The organism is Pseudomonas sp. Irchel 3H3, from assembly GCF_900187635.1.
GTDB lineage: Bacteria > Pseudomonadota > Gammaproteobacteria > Pseudomonadales > Pseudomonadaceae > Aquipseudomonas.
In genome coordinates, this window is record NZ_FYEC01000020.1 from 18569 (window position 1) to 40123 (window position 21555).

General features: G+C 63.3%; 22 protein-coding genes. 9 read left to right on the forward strand and 13 right to left on the reverse strand.

The genetic code is table 11. From position 1 onward, the window contains the following. Positions 1-56 precede the first annotated feature (56 nt). The 5 genes from CKW24_RS19855 to CKW24_RS19880 all read left to right on the forward strand — a co-directional run bounded on the left by CKW24_RS19855 (position 57) and on the right by CKW24_RS19880 (position 5520). Positions 57-785: an amino acid ABC transporter permease gene (locus CKW24_RS19855; RefSeq protein ID WP_095169862.1), complete on the forward strand. Its 729-nt coding sequence runs from the start codon at positions 57-59 to the stop codon at positions 783-785. Between the two features lie 2 nt (positions 786-787). Beyond that, positions 788-1474, forward strand: coding sequence for an amino acid ABC transporter permease (locus tag CKW24_RS19860; RefSeq protein WP_095169863.1), 687 nt, complete (start codon positions 788-790; stop codon positions 1472-1474). Continuing rightward, complete coding sequence (locus CKW24_RS19865; RefSeq protein ID WP_095169864.1) at positions 1471-2199, forward strand: amino acid ABC transporter ATP-binding protein; 729 nt, start codon at positions 1471-1473, stop codon at positions 2197-2199. Before CKW24_RS19860 ends, CKW24_RS19865 begins: the two co-directional genes overlap by 4 nt. 496 nt (positions 2200-2695) lie before the next feature. Continuing rightward, positions 2696-3019, forward strand: coding sequence for a helix-turn-helix transcriptional regulator (locus tag CKW24_RS19875; protein ID WP_095169866.1), 324 nt, complete (start codon positions 2696-2698; stop codon positions 3017-3019). Between the two features lie 149 nt (positions 3020-3168). Then, positions 3169-5520, forward strand: a complete 2352-nt coding sequence (locus tag CKW24_RS19880) for a serine protease (protein WP_095169867.1) — start codon at positions 3169-3171, stop codon at positions 5518-5520. Between the two features lie 62 nt (positions 5521-5582). Here CKW24_RS19880 and CKW24_RS19885 read toward each other — a convergent pair whose 3' ends face one another. Next, positions 5583-6974 (reverse strand): aldehyde dehydrogenase family protein, encoded by a 1392-nt coding sequence (locus tag CKW24_RS19885; RefSeq protein WP_095169868.1) that lies wholly within the window; start codon positions 6972-6974, stop codon positions 5583-5585. Positions 6975-7074: 100 nt separating this feature from the next. Between CKW24_RS19885 and CKW24_RS19890 the strand changes: the two genes are divergently transcribed. Beyond that, the gene (locus CKW24_RS19890) at positions 7075-7971 is read left to right on the forward strand and encodes a LysR family transcriptional regulator (protein WP_095169869.1); all 897 of its coding nucleotides are present in this window, start codon (positions 7075-7077) and stop codon (positions 7969-7971) included. Here CKW24_RS19890 and CKW24_RS19895 read toward each other — a convergent pair. After that, entirely contained in the window at positions 7968-9302 is a 1335-nt protein-coding gene (locus CKW24_RS19895) for a PLP-dependent aminotransferase family protein (RefSeq protein WP_095169870.1), read from the reverse strand. The genes CKW24_RS19890 and CKW24_RS19895 overlap by 4 nt on opposite strands. 110 nt (positions 9303-9412) lie before the next feature. Here CKW24_RS19895 and CKW24_RS19900 point away from each other — a divergent pair, with 110 nt between their 5' ends. After that, complete coding sequence (locus CKW24_RS19900; protein WP_095169871.1) at positions 9413-10009, forward strand: DJ-1/PfpI family protein; 597 nt, start codon at positions 9413-9415, stop codon at positions 10007-10009. Positions 10010-10082: 73 nt separating this feature from the next. Here CKW24_RS19900 and CKW24_RS19905 read toward each other — a convergent pair whose 3' ends face one another. The 6 genes from CKW24_RS19905 to CKW24_RS19930 form a co-directional block, all read right to left on the reverse strand. Then, a complete protein-coding gene (locus tag CKW24_RS19905; protein ID WP_095169872.1) occupies positions 10083-12488 on the reverse strand; it encodes a TonB-dependent siderophore receptor in 2406 nt (801 codons plus the stop codon). Positions 12489-12564: 76 nt separating this feature from the next. Further along, positions 12565-13521 (reverse strand): FecR domain-containing protein, encoded by a 957-nt coding sequence (locus CKW24_RS19910; RefSeq protein WP_095169873.1) that lies wholly within the window; start codon positions 13519-13521, stop codon positions 12565-12567. Then, on the reverse strand, positions 13518-14033 hold the full coding sequence (locus CKW24_RS19915; protein WP_095169874.1) for a sigma-70 family RNA polymerase sigma factor: 516 nt from the start codon (positions 14031-14033) through the stop codon (positions 13518-13520). The genes CKW24_RS19910 and CKW24_RS19915 overlap by 4 nt, the downstream gene beginning before the upstream one ends. Positions 14034-14142: 109 nt before the next feature. Next, complete coding sequence (locus CKW24_RS19920; protein WP_095169875.1) at positions 14143-14595, reverse strand: GNAT family N-acetyltransferase; 453 nt, start codon at positions 14593-14595, stop codon at positions 14143-14145. After that, complete coding sequence (locus CKW24_RS19925; protein WP_095169876.1) at positions 14592-15134, reverse strand: cysteine hydrolase family protein; 543 nt, start codon at positions 15132-15134, stop codon at positions 14592-14594. The genes CKW24_RS19920 and CKW24_RS19925 overlap by 4 nt, the downstream gene beginning before the upstream one ends. Positions 15135-15353: 219 nt before the next feature. Next, on the reverse strand, positions 15354-15962 hold the full coding sequence (locus CKW24_RS19930; protein WP_095169877.1) for a TetR/AcrR family transcriptional regulator: 609 nt from the start codon (positions 15960-15962) through the stop codon (positions 15354-15356). Between the two features lie 140 nt (positions 15963-16102). Between CKW24_RS19930 and CKW24_RS19935 the strand changes: the two genes are divergently transcribed. Beyond that, a complete protein-coding gene (locus tag CKW24_RS19935) occupies positions 16103-17182 on the forward strand; it encodes a sugar phosphate isomerase/epimerase (RefSeq protein WP_095169878.1) in 1080 nt (359 codons plus the stop codon). Between the two features lie 2 nt (positions 17183-17184). Then, positions 17185-18090 carry an alpha/beta fold hydrolase gene (locus CKW24_RS19940; RefSeq protein ID WP_095169879.1) on the forward strand — a complete coding sequence of 302 codons (906 nt, stop codon included), beginning with the start codon at positions 17185-17187 and terminating at the stop codon, positions 18088-18090. Between the two features lie 46 nt (positions 18091-18136). Here CKW24_RS19940 and CKW24_RS19945 read toward each other — a convergent pair whose 3' ends face one another. The 5 genes from CKW24_RS19945 to CKW24_RS19965 form a co-directional block, all read right to left on the reverse strand. Beyond that, entirely contained in the window at positions 18137-18811 is a 675-nt protein-coding gene (locus tag CKW24_RS19945; protein ID WP_095169880.1) for a DUF3313 domain-containing protein, read from the reverse strand. 236 nt (positions 18812-19047) lie between these two features. Then, on the reverse strand, positions 19048-19443 hold the full coding sequence (locus CKW24_RS19950) for a hypothetical protein (RefSeq protein ID WP_095169881.1): 396 nt from the start codon (positions 19441-19443) through the stop codon (positions 19048-19050). 121 nt (positions 19444-19564) lie between these two features. After that, positions 19565-20281 carry an anti-sigma factor domain-containing protein gene (locus CKW24_RS19955; RefSeq protein WP_095169882.1) on the reverse strand — a complete coding sequence of 239 codons (717 nt, stop codon included), beginning with the start codon at positions 20279-20281 and terminating at the stop codon, positions 19565-19567. Beyond that, entirely contained in the window at positions 20278-20859 is a 582-nt protein-coding gene (locus CKW24_RS19960; protein WP_095169883.1) for a sigma-70 family RNA polymerase sigma factor, read from the reverse strand. Before CKW24_RS19960 ends, CKW24_RS19955 begins: the two co-directional genes overlap by 4 nt. Before the next feature lie 51 nt (positions 20860-20910). Further along, positions 20911-21453: a DUF3455 domain-containing protein gene (locus CKW24_RS19965; protein WP_095169884.1), complete on the reverse strand. Its 543-nt coding sequence runs from the start codon at positions 21451-21453 to the stop codon at positions 20911-20913. Positions 21454-21555: the final 102 nt, after the last annotated feature.

The window sequence follows — 21555 nt, forward strand, 5'->3', positions numbered from 1 at the left end:
GGGGAGAGCGTGTCCAGCGTGCAAGCGTTGTGCTTTTTCTTAAAGGTTGGTGGTTGATGGATTACAACTGGAACTGGAGCGTGTTCTGGGATTTCGCTCCCGGAGAAACTTCGTCGTATCTGCACTGGCTGGTCACCGGCACCAGCTGGACCCTGGCGACCACCCTGGTCGCGTTCATCCTCGCGTTGTTGATCGGTGGCCTGGTCGGCACCCTGCGCACCAGTACGCTGCGGCCACTGGTATGGCTGTGCAACCTGTACACCGAGGTGTTTCGCAACATCCCGCTGCTGGTGCAAATGTTCATCTGCTTCTTCGTGGTGCCCGAATTGCTGCCGGTGTCGATGGGTGACTACCTCAAGCAGGACTTGCCCTATCCCTCGTTCTTCAGTGCCGTGGTGGCGCTGACCCTGTTCACCTCGGCCAAATTGTCGGAGCTGTTCAAAGCCGGTATCGAATCGGTCGCCGCCGGGCAGCGGGGTGCGGCCCTGGCGCTGGGCCTGCGCCCGACCCAGATGTACCTGCAGGTGTTGTTGCCCCAGGCGATCCGCGTGGTATTCCCACCGCTGACCTCCGAGGCCCTGAACACCCTGAAGAACTCATCGGTGGCCCTGACCATCGGCTTGATGGAGTTGACCGCGCAGGCGCGCAACGTCAGCGAGTACTCGTTCAACACCTTTGAGGCGTTCACCGCCGCAACCGTGATCTACGTGGTGATTTCGCTGCTGGTGACCTTTGTCATGGGTCACATCGAACGTTCCCTGGCCATTCGCGGCGCGACGAGGTAGTCATGTTTGATCTAGACCCAAGCGTCATTGTTCGGGCCATGCCGGCCCTGTGGAATGGCCTGAAATTCACCCTGCTGTTGACCCTGGTGGCAATGTCGGTCGGCATCGTCGCCGGTACCTTCCTGGCCCTCATGCGTCTGTCGCACAACCGCGTGCTGCGCGGCTTTGCCCTGGGCTATGTGACGGTGATGCGCAGCATCCCGTTGGTGCTGGTGATCTTCTGGTTCTACTTCCTGATGCCCTTGCTCCTGCAGATGGCCTTCGGCACCGAACGCCCGGTGCAGATCGGCCCGGTGGTCACCGCCTTCGTGACCTTCTGCATGTTCGAGGCGGCCTACTACAGCGAGATCATTCGTGGCGGTATCCAGAGCATCACTGGCGGCCAGCGACAGGCCGCGGCCGCCCTCGGCCTGCGTCCGGCGCAATCGATGATCTACGTGATCCTGCCCCAGGCGTTGCGCCGCATGACCCCCTTGCTGCTGACCCAGACCATCATCCTGTTCCAGGACACCTCACTGGTGTACGTGCTGTCCATCGCCGACTTTACCGGCGCGGCCAGCAAGTTCGCCCAGCGTGACGGGCGCCTGGTGGAGCTGTACCTGTTCGTGGCCCTGGTCTACCTGGTGATCTGCTACTTGCTCTCCAGCCTGACCAAGCGCTTGAAAAGAAATGTAGGGAGAACCGCATGATCCAGATGAAAAACCTGAGCAAATGGTACGGCAACTTCCAGGTCCTGAAGAACTGCACCACCGAGCTCTCGCGTGGTGAAGTGATGGTGGTGTGCGGGCCATCCGGTTCCGGCAAGAGCACCCTGATCAAATGCGTCAACGGCTTGGAGCCGGTGCAGGAAGGCGAGATCTTTATCGAGAACCAGCCTGTCACGGGCAAGGGTGTCGACCTGCCGAAACTGCGTGCGCGGGTTGGCATGGTGTTCCAGCATTTCGAACTGTTCCCGCACCTGAGCATCATCGACAACCTCAACCTGGCGCAGATCAAGGTGCTGGGTCGCGACCGTGACACGGCGACCAAAAAGGGCATGGCCCTGCTGGAACGCGTCGGGCTCAAGAGCCATGCGCACAAGTACCCGATCCAGTTGTCCGGCGGCCAGCAACAGCGGGTCGCCATTGCACGGGCCCTGGCCATGGACCCGATCGCCATGCTGTTCGATGAGCCGACCTCGGCGCTCGACCCGGAGATGGTCAACGAAGTGCTGGACGTCATGGTCCAGTTGGCCCGCGAGGGCATGACCATGATGTGCGTGACCCATGAAATGGGCTTCGCGCGTAAAGTGGCTGACCGCATCGTATTCATGGATGGCGGCGAGATCATCGAGGACGTGAAGTCCGAGGAGTTCTTCGGCGCCCCACGCTCGGACCGGGCCCGCAGTTTCCTCTCGAAAATCCTCCAGCACTAAGGCGTTGCAGGCCGGCCGCTCCCACAAGGCCCGGCGCAATCCCTGTAGGAGCGAGCGCCCGCTTGCGGCCTGCTCGCGATGGTCTGGAGAACGCCGCGGTTATTCTGGATGTGCGCGTTATCGTTGACGTTTTTCGCGAGCAGGCTCGCTCCTACAGTGAGCTTGGCCGCCCGCAGGTTTTGCAGACACTCAGCAAATTTAATGTAGGAGCGAGCGCCCGCTTGCGGCCTGCTCGCGATGGTCTGGAGAGCGCCGCGGTTATTCTGAATGCACGCGTTATCGTTGACGTTTTTCGCGAGCAAACGGAACGTCGCCCGGCTGCTCCCACAAGGCCCGGTATCGTTTAACTGCTCGAAATTAGCTGATACCCCTCGGTTTTTTTGCTGTCTCCCCCCGCGCTTTGCTAGCTGCCGCACAGTTCCCCCTGCGATCGCTCACTGGTGCTTGGCTTTTGTGCCAGATTTCCCTACAGGATATTCATTGCAGAGGGGCTGACATGCCACTGAATCGAGGACGACGTATCCGCAAGGCGATGGGGCAACGCCACATCAACAAACACTACGCGCTGGCTGCCGCCATGGGGGTTAGCGAAAGCGCGGTATCGCGCTGGTGCCAGGGCGGTCCCATGACCCTGGCCAATGTCATCGCCCTGTGCGAGTACCTGGACGTATCGGCGGACTGGCTGCTGCTGGGGCGCGGTGGCATGGAGCAGCACCGAGAGCCGGCACCATGGCCGGTCGAGCAGCCTTTCCCCGATCTGTGTGACCGGGCACGTGCGCACCTGATCCGTGTTCTTCAAGACCCTGCCAGCGGCTACTGAGCACCACGCACGCGAAGTGCGCAGCACGCATGCGCCATTGCTTGTGGGCCTGGCACAAGCTTGCCAGGGTGGTGACGCGCTAAGTGCACCGCAAGGGTGTCGGGCGCCAGTGACGATTGTGCGGTTCAAACTGTTAAGGAGAACGACCCATGAAACAGATCTCAAGCAATCCGGTGACCTCCCTGCTCAACACCACAGTGGTGGGCCAGCCGTGGCAAAAGAGCTACCAGCTCGGGTTGGGTGTCGATGCCATCACCGGTCAATTGCGTGCCTCGGCGGTCAAGCCGTTCACGGTGACCCCGGCGGGGCAGAAGTCGACGGAATTCATCTATTCACTGGTGCAGTCCGAGAGCGACCTGCAGAGCATGATTTCCGGCTCGGTGAAGGCCGCCTACAACCTTGAGGGGGTGAATGTCTCGGCCAGTACCTCGTTCCTCAACGAGATGGCGGTTTCCGAGCTGAGTGTGACACTGGTGGCCCAGGTGTCGATCGAGGAGAGCCAGTACGCGCTAGCGCAGAAGAACGAACTGAACGTGACTCCAGGCGAGGATTTTCGCAGCAAGTACGGCGACTATTTTGTCGCAGGCTACAGGGCCGGTTCATCCTTGTATGCGATCTACCAGTGCCGTTTTTCCAGCGCCGAGCAACGCAACAAGTTCACCGCCGCGATGGCCGCCGATGTGCCCCAGGTGTTCAGTACCGAGGGCAGCGCCAGCTTCGAGAGAATCTCCAAGGAACACAACGCCAGCGTCTCAGTGCGGATCAAGGCCACCGGGGTCAACAGCGCGATCCCCTCGCCACCGAAAACGGGCTGGACCGCCGAGACCATCGTCACCGAGTTGCTGCCGTGGTTCAACCAGTCGCTGCAAGCCAATCAGTTGGAAACCTACCTGCAGCACTATCGAGTGATCGACCCGTCGATTTCCGGCGAAGTGCCGGTCAGCCCGGTGGTGTTTTCCGAGCTGAGCTTTCTCTACAACCGTTTCTGGCTGGCGCGCGCCTTGTTCAGTAGCTGCCCGGACTTCGGCCGACGCCTGGTCGAGGAGCCGTACCACCGGCTGGAATCGAAAATCCAGGCGCAGCAAGCCTCCTTGCCCAAAGACTCGAAAATGATCGAGTTGTTAACCGATGAAACCAATCGCCTGCTCAACGGCCTGCGCGAGATCAACAACCGCCAGGTGTTCTACACCCAGGTGGTCGCGGCGGGAAAAAACGAGCCGAAGAAGGACCAGAACTTCGACGCCGACAAGGGCACGGTGCGCTGGAGCTTCGGGTTCCAGAAAGGCGACCTGCCGGGGATCAACATCCAGAGCGTCTCGGACCATGTCGAGGCGAAATGGCGGATCGGCTGGAACAAACACGTGTTCTCCTTCCGTGATTCGACCAAGGTGATTGTCGGCTGGGACATCATCTGCAACTGGGACGATGGCACGGGCGGCGACTGGCACAAAGTCAGCGAGCAGGTAATCGGTCGCAGTAGCGGCGATGTGTTCGTCAAGAGCGACTACGACCGAGGCTACAGCTGGAACATCGTCTGGTACCTGGTGGAGGCCAATCTCTACCCGGTGGGCCCATGGCTGGCCACCGCCGTGCATGCCCAGGACTTTTCCGCGAGCGCTACCACGTCGCTCGAAGACCTTGCCGCGCTGTGGACCGCCGAACGCATGGCCAGCGCACAGCCACTGGATCGCTCCACTCACGCGCTGGATGAATACCCGCTGCCGGAGGCTGGTCGGTCGATCGTCGGCGGCGACGCCAACAGTCTGTTGGCCGGGGGGACACCGCCGTCTGCGGGCAGCTTGAGTGTGCACCTGGGGCCAGATACTTCGCGGGTTCAGCACCTGCATGAGTACCCGCAGCGTACCGTCGGCAAGCTGTTCTTCGATATGAATGGCAGGCCGTGCACCGCGTCGGCGGTGGTGGTGCATCGATCCGGGATCTTGACGGCGGCCCACTGCCTGCTGCTCGATGGGCATCAAGCCAGCAATCTCTATTTCGTCCCCGCCTATGAAAACGGCAACGCCCCTTACGGTGGCTGGCAAGTGGAGAACTGGAATTGGCCGACAGCCTGGGAGAGCACCCAGAGCCCGGCCTGGGACCTGGGTTTCTGTAAGGTCAAACCCGGCCCCGATGGCCGCGGAGTAGGGGATGTGGTCGGCTGGGTGGGCTTGCAGTGGGGCATGGTTGCCGGTTGCTGGAGGAACACCGGTTATCCGGGGCAAGCCACGGTGCTGTTCCCGTTCGACGGTCAAGTGCCATGGCAGAGCATTGGCAGTCAGGTGGCCAGTGCCGCGCCGTCCATCGTGGTCAAGCACGATGAGTTGACGGCGGGTGGCAGCGGCGGACCCTGGTTCATGATCAATGAGCCGCAGTTGGTCAATGGTGTGTTCAGCCAGTACAACATCGACCTGCAACAGAACTACGGACCGGAGTTCGGTCCTTGGGTCGGGGAGTTCTACCACGGGGTGTTTGGCTCAGCCTTGAACCAGGATCAGGACTGATCGTTAGCCCCTTGCACCGCTAAAAAACCGGGAGCCCGGTGCTCCCGGGTTTTTTGCTGCCCTCAGCGGCGATCCAGCCACACGGTCTGGACGTTGCAGAATTCGCGGACGCCGAAGTGCGACAGTTCGCGGCCAAAACCACTTTTCTTCACGCCGCCGAAGCTCACGCGAGGGTCGGAGGCGCTGTAGCCGTTGATGAACACGCCACCGGTTTGCAGTTCGTCCGCCAGTTGCCGGGCCAGTTCCAGGTTGCGGCTGAAGACAGTCGCCGTCAGCCCGAACTCACTGTCGTTGGCCAGCGCCAGTGCATGGGCGGCATCGCGGGCGGTGATGATCGACGCCACCGGGCCAAACAGTTCCTGGCGGAAGGCGGTCATCTGGTCGGTGACGTCGGCCAGAATCGTCGGCGGATAGTAGTTGCCCGGGCCTTCGGCCTTGGCGCCACCCAGCAGCAAGGTCGCGCCTTGCTCCAGGGTCTCGCGCACCTGCTCGTGCAGCTCGTCGCGCAGGTCAACACGTGCCATCGGGCCGATGTAGGTTGCGTCGGCCAAGGGGTCGCCGACCACCAGTTGGCGGGTCAGCTCGACGAACTTGCGGGTGAATTCCTCGACCACACCCTGTTCGATGATCAGGCGCTTGGCGGCTGCGCAGACTTGCCCGGTGTTCTGGTAGCGGCCGAGCACTGCGGCCTTGACCGCTTCATCGAGGTCGGCGTCGTTGAGCACGATGAACGGATCGCTGCCCCCCAGTTCCAGCACGCATTTTTTCAAGGCCGCACCGGCCTGGGCGCCGATGGCCATGCCGGCGCGCACGCTGCCAGTCAGGGTCACGGCGGCGATCCGTGGATCGGCAATCGCACTGGAGACGCCGTCCGGCGTGACGTTGATGACTTCGAACACACCCTCGGCAAACCCGGCCTGGCGCAAGGCATCGCGCAGCAGGTAGGCGCTGCCCATCACGTTCGGTGCATGTTTGAGTACGTAGGTGTTGCCGGCGATCAGGGCTGGAACCGCGCCGCGCAGGACTTGCCAGATCGGGAAGTTCCACGGCATCACCGCGAGAATCGGCCCCAGCGGGCGGTACTCGATGCGCGCCTTGGCGCCTTCCACCTGGGTCGGTTCGGCAGCGAGCATGGCCGGGCCGTGTTCGGCGTACCACAGGCAGAGCTGGGCGCATTTTTCGATTTCACCACGGGCCTGGGTCAGCGGCTTGCCCATTTCCAGGGTGATCATCCGGGCCATGCTCGTGGCGTTGTCGCGTAGCGCCTGGGCGAGGGCAATCAAGGCCTGGGCTCGCTGGGCGAGCGGGGTACGGCGCCAGGTGGCGAACCCGGCACTGGCCCGGGCCAGCGCCGCATCCAGTTCAGTCGCGGACTCATAAGGGTAGTGGCCGATCTGCTCGGCGGTGGCGGGGTTGATCGAAAGGGCATGGGTGAGGCTGGAAATCTGGGTCATGGCACCGTCCTGCTGGGTGGGAATGGATGCAGGCTACGCTGGCGCTTGGCTGCTGAAAACTGAATAATGCTGAGCCTATCGTTCACGAATGGAGAATGACTTGGATCTGGTTCAGCTGGAGATTTTCAAGGCCGTGGCCGAGCACGGCAGTATCAGTGCCGCCGCGCAGCACATCCACCGGGTGCCCTCGAACCTGACGACGCGGATCAAGCAACTGGAGCAGGACCTGGGCGTGGATCTGTTTATCCGCGAGAAAAGCCGCTTGCGCCTGTCGCCGGCCGGCTGGAGTTTTCTCGACTACGCGCGACGGATTCTCGACCTGGTCGGGGAGGCCCGGGCGACGGTTGCCGGGGAAGAACCCCAAGGTTCGTTCTCCCTGGGCTCACTGGAGAGCACGGCGGCGGTGCGCATTCCCGGACTGCTGGCGGCCTATAACCAACAGTACGCCAAGGTGGCGCTGGACCTGTCCACCGGGCCCTCCGGGACCATGATCGACGGCGTATTGTCCGGGCGCCTGGCGGCGGCCTTCGTCGACGGACCGGTGCTGCACCCGGCACTGGAGGGAGTGCCGGCGTTCGAGGAGGAGATGGTGTTGATCGCCCCCCTCAATCACCCGCCGATCCACCGCGCGCGGGAGGTCAACGGCGAGAGCATTTATGCGTTTCGCGCCAACTGTTCCTACCGGCACCACTTCGAAAGCTGGTTCGCCAAGGACGCGGCAGTGCCGGGGCGGATCCACGAGATGGAGTCCTACCACGGCATGCTCGCCTGCGTCAGCGCCGGTGCCGGCCTGGCCCTGATGCCCCGCAGCATGCTCGAGAGCATGCCCGGTTGCAGCACGGTGAGCATCTGGCCGCTGTCGGAGTCGTTCCGCTACCTGCGCACCTGGCTGGTGTGGCGCCGAGGCACGGTGTCGCAAAGCCTGGGCATGTTTGTGCGGATGCTCGAGGCGCGTGGGGGGGTGGGATCAGAGGCAACCGCGCTCAAGCCGGCTTAATACGTATGCCTGTCCACCACCCGCTTCACCGTTTCCAGGGCCACCTGCAAGCTAGCCAGGTCCAGGGAGCCCAGTGCCAGGCGGATGGCGTGGGGCACGTGGCTGGAGGTGGCAAAGGGTTCGGCGGTCGATACCGAGACGTTCTCGCGCAGCAGGGCCAAGGCGATCTGGTCGGCGCGCACTTCTTCACCCAGGGGCAGCCAGAGGAAGTAGGCGTTGGGGTGACTGGTGAACGGCAGCCCGCGCAGGACGGCGCGGGCCAGGGCTTGGCGCTGTCTGGCATCCTCGCGCTTGTGTTGTTCCAGGCGTAGCACGGTGCCGTCGTCGAGCCAGTTGCAGGCGATCGAGGTCATCACGCCGGGGGTGTTCCACACGGTGGCCCGGATGCTCCGTTCCAGGGCCGGGATCCAGGGCAGGGGCGCCGCGACAAAACCGACCCGCAGGCCGGTGGCGACATTTTTCGACAGCCCCGAGACGTACACGGTGCGCTCCGGCGCCAGCGCGGCCAGGGGCGCTGGCGGGTCTTCGGCGAGAAAGGCGTAGGCGGCGTCTTCGATGATCAGCAGGTCGTGCTGGCGGGCGATCTGCACCAGGCGCTGACGCCAGTCGGCACTGGCCACCCAGCCCAGCGGATTGTGCAGGGTCGGCATGCAGTACACGGCGCGTACCTTGCGTTGCTGGCACAGGCGCGCCAGGGCATCGAGGTCCGGTTTCTGGTGGGTAGCGGCAATCGGCGCCAGTTCCAGGCGCTGGCTCTCGGCGAGGACTTTGAACCCGGGGTAGGTGAGGGCGTCGGTGGCGACCACATCGCCGGCGCGCAATAGCCCCATCAGGGTGACGGCCAGGCCGTGCTGGGCGCCGCTGACAATCAGCACCTGCTCTTCACTGACCGCAAGACCGCGACAGCGCAGGTGCCGGGCGACGCTGGCCCGCTCATGGGGGCGACCACCGTGGGGCTGATAACGCAGCAGGGCTTCCAGGTCACCGCTGTTCGCCAGTTGCCGCAAGGCGCCGCGCAGCAGTTCGGCCTGGCCGGGGAGTGCGGGATAGTTGAAGTTTAGGTCGAGCAGGCCCGCGGCGACGGCGTGCTGGTCGACTCCCAGCCCGGCGGGCAGCGCAGTCTCACGGACAAAAGTGCCGCGGCCGGCCTCGCCGCTGACCAGGCCCATGGCTTCCAGTTCGCCATACACCCGGGTCGCGGTGGCCAAGGCCAGGCCTTCGCGGGTGGCCAGTTGGCGATGGGTGGGCAGGCGGGTGCCGGGTGTCAGGCGGCCGGCACGGATGTCGGCGGCGAAGGCGTCCACCAGGTACTTGTAGCGGGAACGGGCCATGGGCTTGTATCCAGTACAATAATTTGATTGTACTGATTATTGGCCCTAGCCTGAGACCGCACAACCGCCCCAACAGGCGGACGCCAGCCCACTCAGCGGACGACCCGGTCATGCATATCGCGATCCTGACTTTTGACGGTTTCAACGAACTCGACTCCTTGATTGCCCTGGGGCTGCTCAACCGGATCAAGACCCCGGGCTGGCGCGTGTCGATTGCCAGCCCGACGTTGCGCGTGCGCTCGATGAACGGGTTGGTGATCGAGTCCCAGGCCACGCTGCAGGAGGCGAACGAGGCGGATGCGGTGATTGTCGGCAGCGGTGCGCTGACCCGTGAAGTGGTCGAGGACAGTCAACTGATGGGTCAATTGCGCCTGGACCCGAGGCGGCAACTGCTGGCGGCGCAGTGCTCCGGGACCCTGGTGCTGGCCAAGCTGGGGCTGCTGGAAGGGGTGCCGGCCTGCACCGACCTGACCACCAAACCCTGGGTCCAGGCCGCGGGGGTGGACGTACTGAACCAGGCGTTCTTCGCCAGGGGCAACGTGGCGACCGCCGGCGGCTGCCTGGCGTCAACCTACCTGGCGGCTTGGATCATCGCCCGCCTGCAGGGCCTGGAGGCGGCCAGCAATGCGGTGCACTACGTGGCCCCGGTGGGAGAAAAACAGCTGTATGTCGAGCGCACCCTGGCCAATATCCAACCTTACTTGTAGCGGTGCCCGGTGCCTGGTTCCGGTGCTTGAGCCGAGCTGACCGCCAGTGTCTGCTCGGCGTGTGGGCCATGGCTTAAAAGTCGTAGCGGCTGGTCACCATCACATTGCGTGGGTCGCCGTAGTACGAGGAGTTATAGAAGCCGATGTTGGTGTAGTAGTACTTGTCGAACAGGTTGTTGACGTTGACCGTGGCCGACAGGTGTTCGGTGAACTGATAGCGGCCCATCAGGTCCACCAGCCAGTAAGCATCCTGGGAGAACTTCTCCTCGCTGGACTTGGCCCGGTTGGTCAGGACCTGCCAGCCTTGTCCCTGCCAGCGTGCACCGCCGCCGAGGGTCAACTTGTCGAGGTTGCCCTGCAGTTTGTAGCTGCTGTAGAAGCTCAACTGGTCCTCGGGTTCCCAGGTGGACACCTTGTTGCCGTGCTCGTCACGCACCACCTTGTGGGTATAGCCGGCCTGCAATTGCCAGCCAGGGGCCAACTGCCCGGAGATTTCTGCTTCGTAGCCTTTGGTCTTGGCCTTGATGCCCTGGTAGGCGTACTCCACGGCGGGGTTGGTCGGGGCCGCGTTGTAGGCGTTGTCGGCCTCGGCACGGTTGGTCTCGTGGATCTCGAAGTACGCCAGGCTGGTGTTGAGCTGGCCATCGAAATACTCGCCCTTGATGCCCAGCTCGTAGTTCTTGCCCTCATCCGGTTCCAGGACTTTGTTCTGGCTGTCGATGTAGTAGAACTGTGGCATGAAGATGCTGGTGTAGCTGGCGTACAACGACAGGTTCTGGCTGAGGTCGTAGGTGACGCCGGCGTACGGCACCAGCTTGCCGGTTTCCCGGGTGTCGCTGGTGCCCGTCAGCCAATAATTCGCCACGCGGGCGCCGAGCATCAGGTTGAGCTCATCGGTCAGGCTAAAACGTGCCGTGGTGTAGCCGGCAGTCTGGCGCGTGGTTTCATCCGTCGGGGTGGCCACGCCCCAGTCCGGCTTGATGCTGTCGCCGTCCCAGTGGTAGAAGTCGATCACGTTGTTGGTGTAGGTCGGGCTGTAGTAGCTCTTGGCTTTCCAGTGGGAGTTGGAGGCCGAGGTGCCCACCACCAACTGATGCTCGCGACCCAGCAGGCTGAAGGGCCCGGACAGGTAAAAGTCGCCGCTGTCGCTGGTGGTTTCGCCGGTGAACTTGTTGGCGTACACGCTGGAGGTTCCGGTCAGCGCATTGGGGCTGCTCTGCACCGAACCGATCTCGGCGTGATAGCCATTGATCTGGTGGTTGTACTGGCCCTTGGCGACCCACTCATTGGCAAAGCTGTGTTCCAGGGTGGCGAATACCGTGCGGGTGTATTGCTCCCAGCCACTCCATTTCGCCCCATTGTTGAAGGCGCGTGGCAGGCTGATCCGATCGCCATTGGAATCGAACAGTGGGCGGCTACCGGACCAGCCCGAGCCTTTGGGGTCGTTGTCCTGGTAGTCGGCACCCAGGGTCAGCAGGGTGTCGGGGTTGAGGTCGATTTCCACGGTACCAAAGTAGACGCTGGTCTTGCGCTGGTAATGGTCCATGAACGAATGCTTGTCCTGGTAGGCGGCGACCGCCCGTGCCCGCACATTGCCGGTTTCGGTCAACGGCCCGCTGAGGTCGATCTGCGAGCGGTAGTTGTCCCAGCTGCCAGCGCCCAGCTCCACGTTGCCCTTGAACTCGGCGGTCGGTTTCTTGCGGATCAGGTTGATGGTGCCGCCGGGGCCACCTGCGCCAGTGAGTAACCCGGTAGCCCCCTTGAGCACTTCGACACGGTCGTAGACGGCCATGTCGGTCAAGGTCTGGCCGGCCGAGAAGGCATCGTTGCGCAGGGTCGGAATGCCGTCGTACTGGAAGTTCTGAATCGAGAAACCACGGGCGTAGTAGTTGGTGCGCTCGCTGTCGTAGGTCGAGACCGTGATCCCCGGTGTATGGCGCATCACGTCGTCGATGGAGACCAGGCCGTAGTCATCCATGGTCTGGCGGGTCACCACTGAAATCGACTGCGGGGTTTCCCGCGGCGTCAGGACCAGGCGGGTGGCCGTGGCGATGGTGCCCGGGGTGTAGGAACCGGTGCCTTCGGTGATGGTCCCCAACTGGTTGGCGGTGACTTCTGTCGCCTCCAGCGCAATCGATCCGGTGGACAGTGGTCGACTCACCAACTGATAGCCGTCGTTGCTGGCGCTGGCGTCCATGCCGCTGTTACGCAGGATCTGCGCGAATCCTTCGGCGACGCTGTAGCTGCCGCGTACACCCTCGCTGCGCAGTCCCTCGACCTGATGCGAGGCGAACGCGATCGGCACGCCGGCGGCCTGGGCGTAGCGACCGAGCACTTCGCCGAGCGGGCCGGGCGCGATATCGAAGGCCTGGGTTTGCTGTTGGGCATACGCCAGGGTGGGCAGGGCCAGCGGCAGGCTGCCCAGCAGCATGTGGCTGGCGAGCAGCAAACCGCTGCGGGTGAACGACGTTGAAGCCATCTTCTGTGTGCTCCTTATCAATGTTGGCCAAAGGAAGGACGCAGCAGAATCGCAAACATGAAATAACCGCGAAAAATTATTCGCTTTCGCGTTTCAGCGACACCCGGGTGATCCACGGGCTGTAGCTTTTCACCTCGATCGGCAGGGTGCGCGCCAGCAGGCGCAGGGCGCGGTCGCTGTCGTCGGCCGGCAGCATCACCGTCACGCGCAAGGCCTGCAGGGCCTGGCGGTCGAAGATCAACAGCCCCGGGCGATGGCGCGCAACTCGTGCCAGCACATCGGACAGGGATTGGTCGTGGGCGAGTAACTGGTGGGCACTCCACGCGGCTTGCAAAGCAGGGCCATCGACCTGGCTGACGGCGCCCAACCCCTGGGCGTCGAAGCGCACGCGCTGGCCCGGATTGAGGGTCAGGCTGCGTCCGCCGCTGTCGATGCGGGTCGAGGATTCCAGCATGCTCACCTGGGTTGCGTCGCCGATGCGCTCGACGATAAACCGCGTACCCAGGGCGCGAATTGTGCCGTGGGGGGTGTCGACGTAGAACGGACGATGGGCGTCCTTGGCCACGTCGATCAGGATCTCGCCTTCGAGCAACCGCACGCGGCGTTGCGCGGAGTCGAAGTCCAGATCGACGGCGGAGCTGCTGTCCAGCTGCAGTTGACTGCCATCGGCGAGGTATTCGTGCCGCCACTGGCGGCTGTCGGTGCTGTGATCGGCCAGCAGGTAACCGTTCTGCCAATACTGGTAGCCGGGTGCTGCCGTCAGTCCCAGTACTGCCAGCAACGCCAGGCCCTTGACCCCCGACGCCCGGCGCCGCGGTGGCTGTGCTCGGCGCAGGGCCGCCCGCGCAGGGAGTTCCTGCAGGGGCGCAATGTGGCCCTGCAGCCGCGTGATCGCCTCGTGGTGCTGCGGGTCTGCCGCCAGCCAGGCGCGGAACTGTTGTTCGGTCTGGGCATCGGCATCGCTGCCGTGATCCAGGCGCACCAGCCATTCAGCGGCCTGGCGCAATACCTGGGGGGCGATTGCGGGTTTCATGCCTGGGCACATGCGTCGCAGGCCAGCAGCGCTTCCACCAGGTCATGTTGCACCGTGCGCACGGTCACCCCCAGGCGCTCGGCAATCTGTGCCTGTCCCAGGCCATCGAGATGACGCAGGATGAAGGTTTCGCGCACCCGGGGTTTCATCCGGGCCAATGCCCGGTCGATGGCTTCGAGGATCTGGATGGCCTGGAGGATCTGCTCCGGCGACGGCGCTTGATCGAGGTAGGCAGCGCAGCGTTCAAGCTCCTCGCGAAACGCCAGCTCCAGGCGCAGGCGTCGGCCATTGTCGATCAACAGGCGCCGGGCCACAGTGGCCAGGAAGGCCCGGGGTTCACGCGGGGCGACGTAAGGGCCGGCCGCCAGCAGGCGAATGAAGGTGTCCTGCGCCAGGTCCGAAGCGTGGTGCGAACACTGCACGCGGCGGCGCAACCAGCCGAGCAACCATCCATGATAGCCACGGTACAGGGCTTCAAGCGTCGACGACTCGGCTGTGGGGGAGGGCTTCATGAGAAAATCTAGCAAGTGGTAATGTTTCGCATTCTATTGCGTCGGATGGAGAATCCGCAATGCTTAACATCTCGGACTCTCCACCTGAGGAACACCGACACTCAGCGGTTCAGACCAGCCGCTTGTGCATGATGATGGTGCGTTCGGCGCCATGCAGCTGGTCGCGAACCTTTGCATAGCCGAGCCGGCGATAAAACCCCTCGGCGGTGAGCGAGGAGGGCACACGCAACTGTTCGAGGCCGGCCTCGGTGGCCGCTGCGTGAATCACCGCCATCAATTGCTGGCCAATGCCACGGCCTTGATGACCCGGCTCGACGAACACGCTGCGCACCACGTCCTGATCGAGGCTGGCCGTGGCGACGATCTGCTGTTGCAGGGTCGCCACGTAGACCTGGCGTTGCGCCAGGAATTGCCGGATCGCTGCCGGGGAAAAATGCTCCACCACCTGGGCAATGACCGTCGGCGGGTAGTCCTGGGCATTGCAGTGGCGCAGCGCGGCGATCACCACCTGGCTGATAGCGCTGGCGTCTTCGGCACGGGCGCGGCGTACCTGGCTGTTCATGGTGCGCTTGTCCTGAATGGCTGGAAGTTCCAATCCGCGGCCCGTACCAGGCGGCAGAAAGGCCCCGCCAGCGTCGCATTGTGGTGGGCGACTATCTGCTCGGCGCTCAACACCTCGGTGTCGCTGCAACTGTGGGCGTCCTCGACCAGCACGGCGTCCAGGCCCAGGTCGCGGGCGACACGGCAGGTGCTGTCGACGCAGTACTGAGTCTTCAGTCCGGCGATCACCACGCCCTCTGCGCCACGCTCCCGTAGCCAGGCGGCCAGGGGCGTGGCGGCAAAGGCGCTGGGACGGTGCTTTTCGAAGATCACTTCATCGCCCTGTAGCCGCAGTTCATCAATCAGGTGGGTCAGCGGGCTGCCCGGTTCGATCGGCGACCCGGGCGGGCCGACGTGCCGGGACAGGAACACCGGCGCGCCGGCCTGGTGCGCCTTGTCCAGCAGCAGATTGACCGCGTCCAGCAGCGCGGCACTGCGCCAAAGCGGTTCCGGGCCGTGGAACAGGCCAACTTGCATATCGAGAATCAACAGTGCGTGCATGCTGCATTTCCTTGTCGTAAAACCAGCGACAGCGGCGCAAAAAAAGGCCCCGTCCATTGCTGGCGGGGCCTTTGGGGTAACGTGTGCTTAGCCGCTCACGGCACCTCTCACGACCCGCCCTGGGCGGTCATGGTAAAGGTGGTCGAGGTCGTGCGGGGCTGGTTCATGGTCCTGACACTAGCGTCACCGTGCGGGGTTGGCAAGTGAGTTGTAGCGAGATCAGCGCTGCGCTTTATCGACCGCCGCATCCAGGGCCGCCAACGCCATGGGAATCATTGCCAGCAGGCGAGCCTTGGCGATCCCGTCTCGTGCCTGGACCGACAACCCGTGCAGCAGGGTCGCGTAGCAGTCACCCAGGGACGTCACGTCGGTGCGCGCGGGCAACTCGCCGCTACGCACTGCCTGCTCCAGGCGTTCGATGATCGACTGGGTCCGGTTGCGCCGATGCCCAGCCAGCCACTCGCGGATGCCGTCGTTGTCGGGCGAGCAGTTGGTGGCCGACGACACCACCATGCAACCTTGTGGCCGGCCGGGCAGGGTGTACAGCTCGACGGCGTCCCTGAGCATGCGCTCGATAGCGTCGCGAGCACTGCTTTCCCCGGCCAGGGCGGCGTCGGCAAAGGCTCCATCGGCGGACTCGTAGAGGGCGACGGCTTCTCGAAACAGTGCTTCCTTGGAACCGAACGCGGCGTAGATCCGCGCCGACGCGATGCCTAGCGCCTCGACCAGGTCGGACATGGATGTGGCTTCGAAGCCGCGCCGCCAAAATACATCGCGGGCGTTGCGCAAGGCTTGATCGCGGTCGAACTCTCGGGGTCTGCCAGCCATGGGGTGGGGGTCTCAATGGGGGAAGGGTCGTGGGGTTGGCGCTATTATTGGTCGATCGACAAAAAAAGCAAGTCGACGTATTGACGGACTTTGTTCAACGTCTCTATTCTTTGTCGATCGACAAACAAATGGAGTGAACGATGAAAACCCTCAAGGGACCGAGCTTGCACCTGGCGCAATTCAGTGACGTCGCGCCGCCGTTCAATAGCCTGCCAACCATCGCGGCCTGGGCTGCGGACCGTGGATTCAAGGCGCTGCAGATTCCGGCCTGGGATGAGCGCCTGTTCGATGTGAGCCTGGCGGCACACAGCCAGGATTATTGCGATGAGATCAGCGGGACCTTGGCAGAGCACGGCCTGGTGATCAGCGAATTGACTACCCACCTGTTCGGGCAACTGGTGGCGGTGCATCCGGCCTATGACAGCTTGTGCGACGGGTTCGCCCCGCCAGCGCTACAGGGCAATGCAGCCGCCAAGACCGAGTGGGCGCTGGAGCGCTTATTGTTGTCGGCCAAGGCTTCCCGCCGATTGGGGTTGACGGACATGGGCACGTTCTCCGGCTCGTTTGCCTGGCCCTATCTGTTCCCGTTCCCGCAGCGCCCCGCGGGCCTGATCGACTCGGCATTCGACGAGTTGGCCAAGCGCTGGTTGCCGATCCTCAATGCCTGTGACGAGGAGGGCGTGAACCTGTGCTACGAAATTCACCCCGGCGAAGACCTGCACGACGGTGTGACATTCGAGATGTTTTTGCAGCGGGTGGGCAATCATCCGCGCTGCAAGATCCTCTTCGACCCCAGTCACTTCGTGCTGCAGCAACTCAACTACCTGGACTATCTGGACATCTACCGCGATTTCATTCGGATGTTTCACGTCAAGGATGCCGAGTTCAATCCGACCGGGCGCCAGGGCATCTACGGTGGTTACCAGGGATGGGCTGATCGCGCAGGGCGGTTTCGTTCCCTGGGCGATGGCCAGGTCGATTTCAAGGGGATCTTTTCCAAGCTGGCACTCCATGACTATGCCGGCTGGGCGACGTTGGAGTGGGAGTGCTGCCTGAAAGACCAGGATGACGGCGCCAGGCAAGGCGTGGCGTTTATCAATGAACATATCATCCGGGTCACGGACAAGGTGTTCGACGACTTTGCCGGCGCCGCCGTCGACCAGGCGCAACTGGACGCCATGCTCGGCCTGGCCCGGCCTGCACTTCAAGGGCGGGCATGAACATGGATCTCTTCGAACAGCAGGCGTTCGCCGGGCGCACACACGAGCATGGTTACGCCGAGGTCGACGGCAGCCGCATTCATTATGTGACCGAGGGTCAGGGGGCGCCGGTACTGTTGATTCCCGGTTGGCCGCAAACCTGGTTGACCTGGCGGCATGTGATGCAGGCACTGGCGGCGAACGGATTCCAGGCGATCGCGGTGGATCTGCCGGGCACCGGGCTCTCCGATAAACCGCAAGAGGGGTATGACACCGGGGCCACGGCCAGGCGTTTGCACGGTTTGATGCAGGTTCTCGGCTACGAGCATTACGCGGTGGTTGGCCATGATGTCGGCATGTGGGTGGCGTACGCCCTGGCGAGCGATTATCCGCAGGCGGTTGAATGCCTGGTACTGACGGAGGCAGTGATACCCGGATTGGCGCCGGCGCCGTCGATTTTTGCGCCAGCGGGGCAGAACATCTTTCTCTGGCACTTCATGTTCAACCAGTTGCTCGACTTGCCCGAGGTGTTGATCGCGGGACGGGAAGCCCAGTACCTGGCCTACATGTTTGCGCAATGGTCGGTGCGCCAGGAGCGAGTCGCGGTGCAAAGCTATATCAACGCCTATGCGACGCCGGGTGGGCTACGGGGTGGGTTCGGCTATTACCGGGCGATCCCTGAGACCATCGCGCAGAACCAGCGGCGAGCCGCCAGACCGCTAGAAATGCCGGTGTTGGCTATCGGCGCGGAACATGCGACCAACGATGCGCCGCTGCTGACGATGCAAGGCAACGCGCTGAATCTGCAAGGCGCGATTGTGCCAGGTTGTGGTCACTTCATTACGGAGGAGGCGCCCGAGGCGTTTGTCGCGCATCTGTTGCCGTTTCTGCTGGAGTCATCTGCATCGCGGGTCGCTGCGCAGCGTTGATGGGCTGCTGCCAGCGCCATGGACAGGCGCTGGCAGGCTTGGCGGATTAACGGATGAAGGCTTGCAAGTCGCTGTTGAGTTTGGCGATCGCCGCCTTGAAGTCGTTGGTGGTGATCTTCTGGCTGGAGTTTTCCAGGGTCTTGCCGAAGAGTTTGCGCACTACCCGGGCCACAGTCTGGTTGGTGCGGGCGTCGACCAGTTCGGCCTCGATGAACAGTTCGGTGTCCTGGTCACGATGCCCGGTGGCCGCGCTGACCCCGCCGACGACAGCGGCGATGGGCACCACTTCATACCATTTCATGCCTTCGTTGGAGGCGCTGACGCCGGTGATCGCCGCACGCAGGATCAATACGCGGGAACCGGCAGGCGCCGCTTGCGGGGTGGGCACGATGCGGTACTTCGTGCCCAGGGTGGCTTTGGCCGAGCTGGTCATGTAGCGCTGCAACTCATCCAGGGTCTGGCGGTTGACCCGTTCATCAGGCTTGGGCGCCGGGTACAGTTCCAGCTTGTTGAACGCCACGGTGTCGTAAGCGTTTGCGTTCCAGGACGGGCTGACCCAGCGCATGGCTTTCTCGCCGCTGGTGGTGGTGACTTCTTCCATGTTGTTGTAGTTGGACAGGAAGCCGGAGTACTGCTCCCGCTCAGTGACTTTCGAGGTGCAACCACCCAGCAACAGGCTGGCCAATGCGGCGCCGAAGATCATTTTTCGCGTCAAGCTCATAGGGTGTTACTCCATGTATTTAAGTTCGGGTTGCAGGGTCTCAAAACTGCCAGTTCATGTTGCCGCCCAGGGCTGGTATTCAGGCGTTATCGAATTGCCCCAAAACTCGCTCGCCTGACTGGGATTTGCTCTGATCGTCTACAGCATAGGGCTCCTGTGGCAATGCGCCAGGATTCTGCCATCGGTATTCCACGCCGCGGTTATAGGCCAATCGCCAGGCTGCGCGGGCGAGACAGTTACTGGTAGCGGATTACGATGCCTTTGAGTTTGCGGCCCTGGATGGTCTCGATATCGCGGCTCCACAGTGGTCCGCTGACGTAGGCGGCCACGGGCTGGATATGGTCGTAGACCACCACCACGGCATCTCCGCCGATCTTCGCCGCTTCATCCTTGAGTTTCTGCTCGACGTCGGTGATAGGCGGGGCAGGGTCGACACTGGCATCGACCAGTATTTCACCCAGGCGCACATGGGGGCGCGTTGGCTCAACCCGCAGTACCTGGACGTTGGCCGCCAGGGTCGGGCCGGGATGCGGCCCGCCGACGTAGGCGGTGGTCTGGGCATCGATGCTGGCGCAGGCACCGAGCAGCAGGCTGATCAGGGTAATTGTCAGCCAGGAAAGCGTGTTTTTCATTGCACAACTCCGTCATCCAGAAATGGGAGGGTTCAATCGCCGTTCTTCATGTGAAAAAAAGCCTAGCACAAGGTTTTCCGCGCGCCGCTGCGGACTGCGAAAGGGTGCCCGCCGAGCACGCTCAGAGGACCTTGACCGCCCGGCCGATGAACTGGATGGGCCCGGTGGGTTTACCGGTCGGCGAGCCACCGGGGTTTTCCAGGGTCAGTTCGAACAACTGGTCGGGGGTCAGAGGAGGCAGTTGGTCCAGGGGCACCTGCAGGCGTTGCCCGGGCTTGACCAGGCCCAGGGACACCGGCGCCTGCCAACCCTCGGCCTTGGTCCAGAACTGCAGGGCCTTGTCGGCAGGCACCTGGGCCACGCCCAATGGAATCAGTTGCATCTCCCGGGAATCGCTTGCCTGGATGACCCAGCCTGGGGCCTGACTCTGTGGGGCCACCAGCACCACCAGGTAGGAGGTCACCGGCTGGGGCGTGGTCCGCGTCAGCAGCACGCTACCCAGCACCAGGGTCGCGGCAAGGCCGGCGCCGGCGAGGCCGCGCCACAGTGCCAGACGGTCCCACCAGGTCGGCGCTGTTGTCGGGGCAGGCGCAGTTGCCTCAGGTCGATCAAGAGCGTCGAGGCTACGTTCGATGCGGCCCCATAGGCGTGTGCTAGGCGGATGGGGTGGGGCCAGGTCGGTCAACTCCAGCAAGCGCCGCTCCCAACTGGCGACCGCCAGGCGCAGGTCCGCGTCCACGGCCAGGCGTTGCTCAACCTCGCGCCGTTGTTCGGCCGCCAAGGTGCCCAGCACGTATTCACCTGCCAGTTGGTCATTGTCGTCGGGGCTCGTGTTCATCCCATGCACTCGCGTAATGCCGCCAGGCTGCGTTTGATCCAGGCTTTGACGGTGCCCAGGGGCGTGCCCAGTTTTTCGGCAATCTGCCCATGGGAGTAACCATCGACATAGGCATGCAACAGGCAATCGCGGCGGGCCGGCTGCAGTTGCTCAAGGCAGTCATAGATCCGTCCCGAATGCCCGTGCAGGTCGAAGCCCGGCGAGGCGTCTTCGTGGTCTTGGTCGATGGGCACCAGCCTGGCGCTGTTACGCATGAAGTTAAGGGCCAGATGCCGGGTGACACTGAAAATCCAGCCGCGCGCGGTCCCCAGTGCCGGATCGAAACTGGCGGCTTTGGTCCAGATCCGGATAAACGCGTCGTGCACGATGTCTTCGGCCAGGGCGGTGTCCCCGGCAATGCGCCGGGCCACCCCCAACAGGCGGGCGCTCTCCTGCGTGTACAGGTCGCGCAGGGCCTGGTGGTCGCCTTGCGCACACGCCGTCAGGCACGCTTCATAATCAAAACCGGGCTCGGGCAAGGACAATGGATCCGCCATCGACAAGGTGAAACCGCCCCAGCCCTGAGGCTGGGGTGCCATTGCAGCAGGTTAGACGAGTTTCCCTGCGGCGGGTGTTTTTACCCCGCGCTGTTAGTTGGCCGCCCAGAACAGGTAGTCGGCCTGATAGCTCACGACCTCACGCTGCCCCTTGTTGGCGGCGGTGCAGGCGAGGCTGGGCGCGACACCGCCGCGAGTGGCCACGCGCTGGATGTAGCTGACACCGGTCATGGCACCTTTGCCTTGTGCCGGGTTGGCCTTGACCAGTTGATAGGGCAGGTTGCCGCTGGACGAGGGCGCGACCGCCAGTTGGGTACCGGTGATGGTCGAACCATCCTTGGCCTGCCAGGTGGCGGGCGGGCCAAAGTAGCTGCCCAGCATTTGCCCGTCGCGACCATTGAGCGTGGCTTTGGGGCCGACAAAAAACCACTCGGTCTGGCCGGGCGCGTTGGCTTTGTCGCGGCACTCGTAGGTGATTTCGCCAACCCCCACGCTTTCCAGCACCAACTTGTGTCCCGACGGCACTTTGATCGGGTCCGGCAGATTCGTTTGCGCGTGGGCGAGCGACAGCGCGCTCATCAGGCAAGTCGCGGATAACGCAGTACCGAGGTGGCAGAGCAATTGTCTGGTGTTCATTGAGGTCTCTCCAGCAGGTTGAACAGCTCGGCAGCGCAGGGGCTGCTACCTGTACTACCCGCCAGGAAGGGTTTTGGATGCAGGCGCCGGAAAAATAAATGA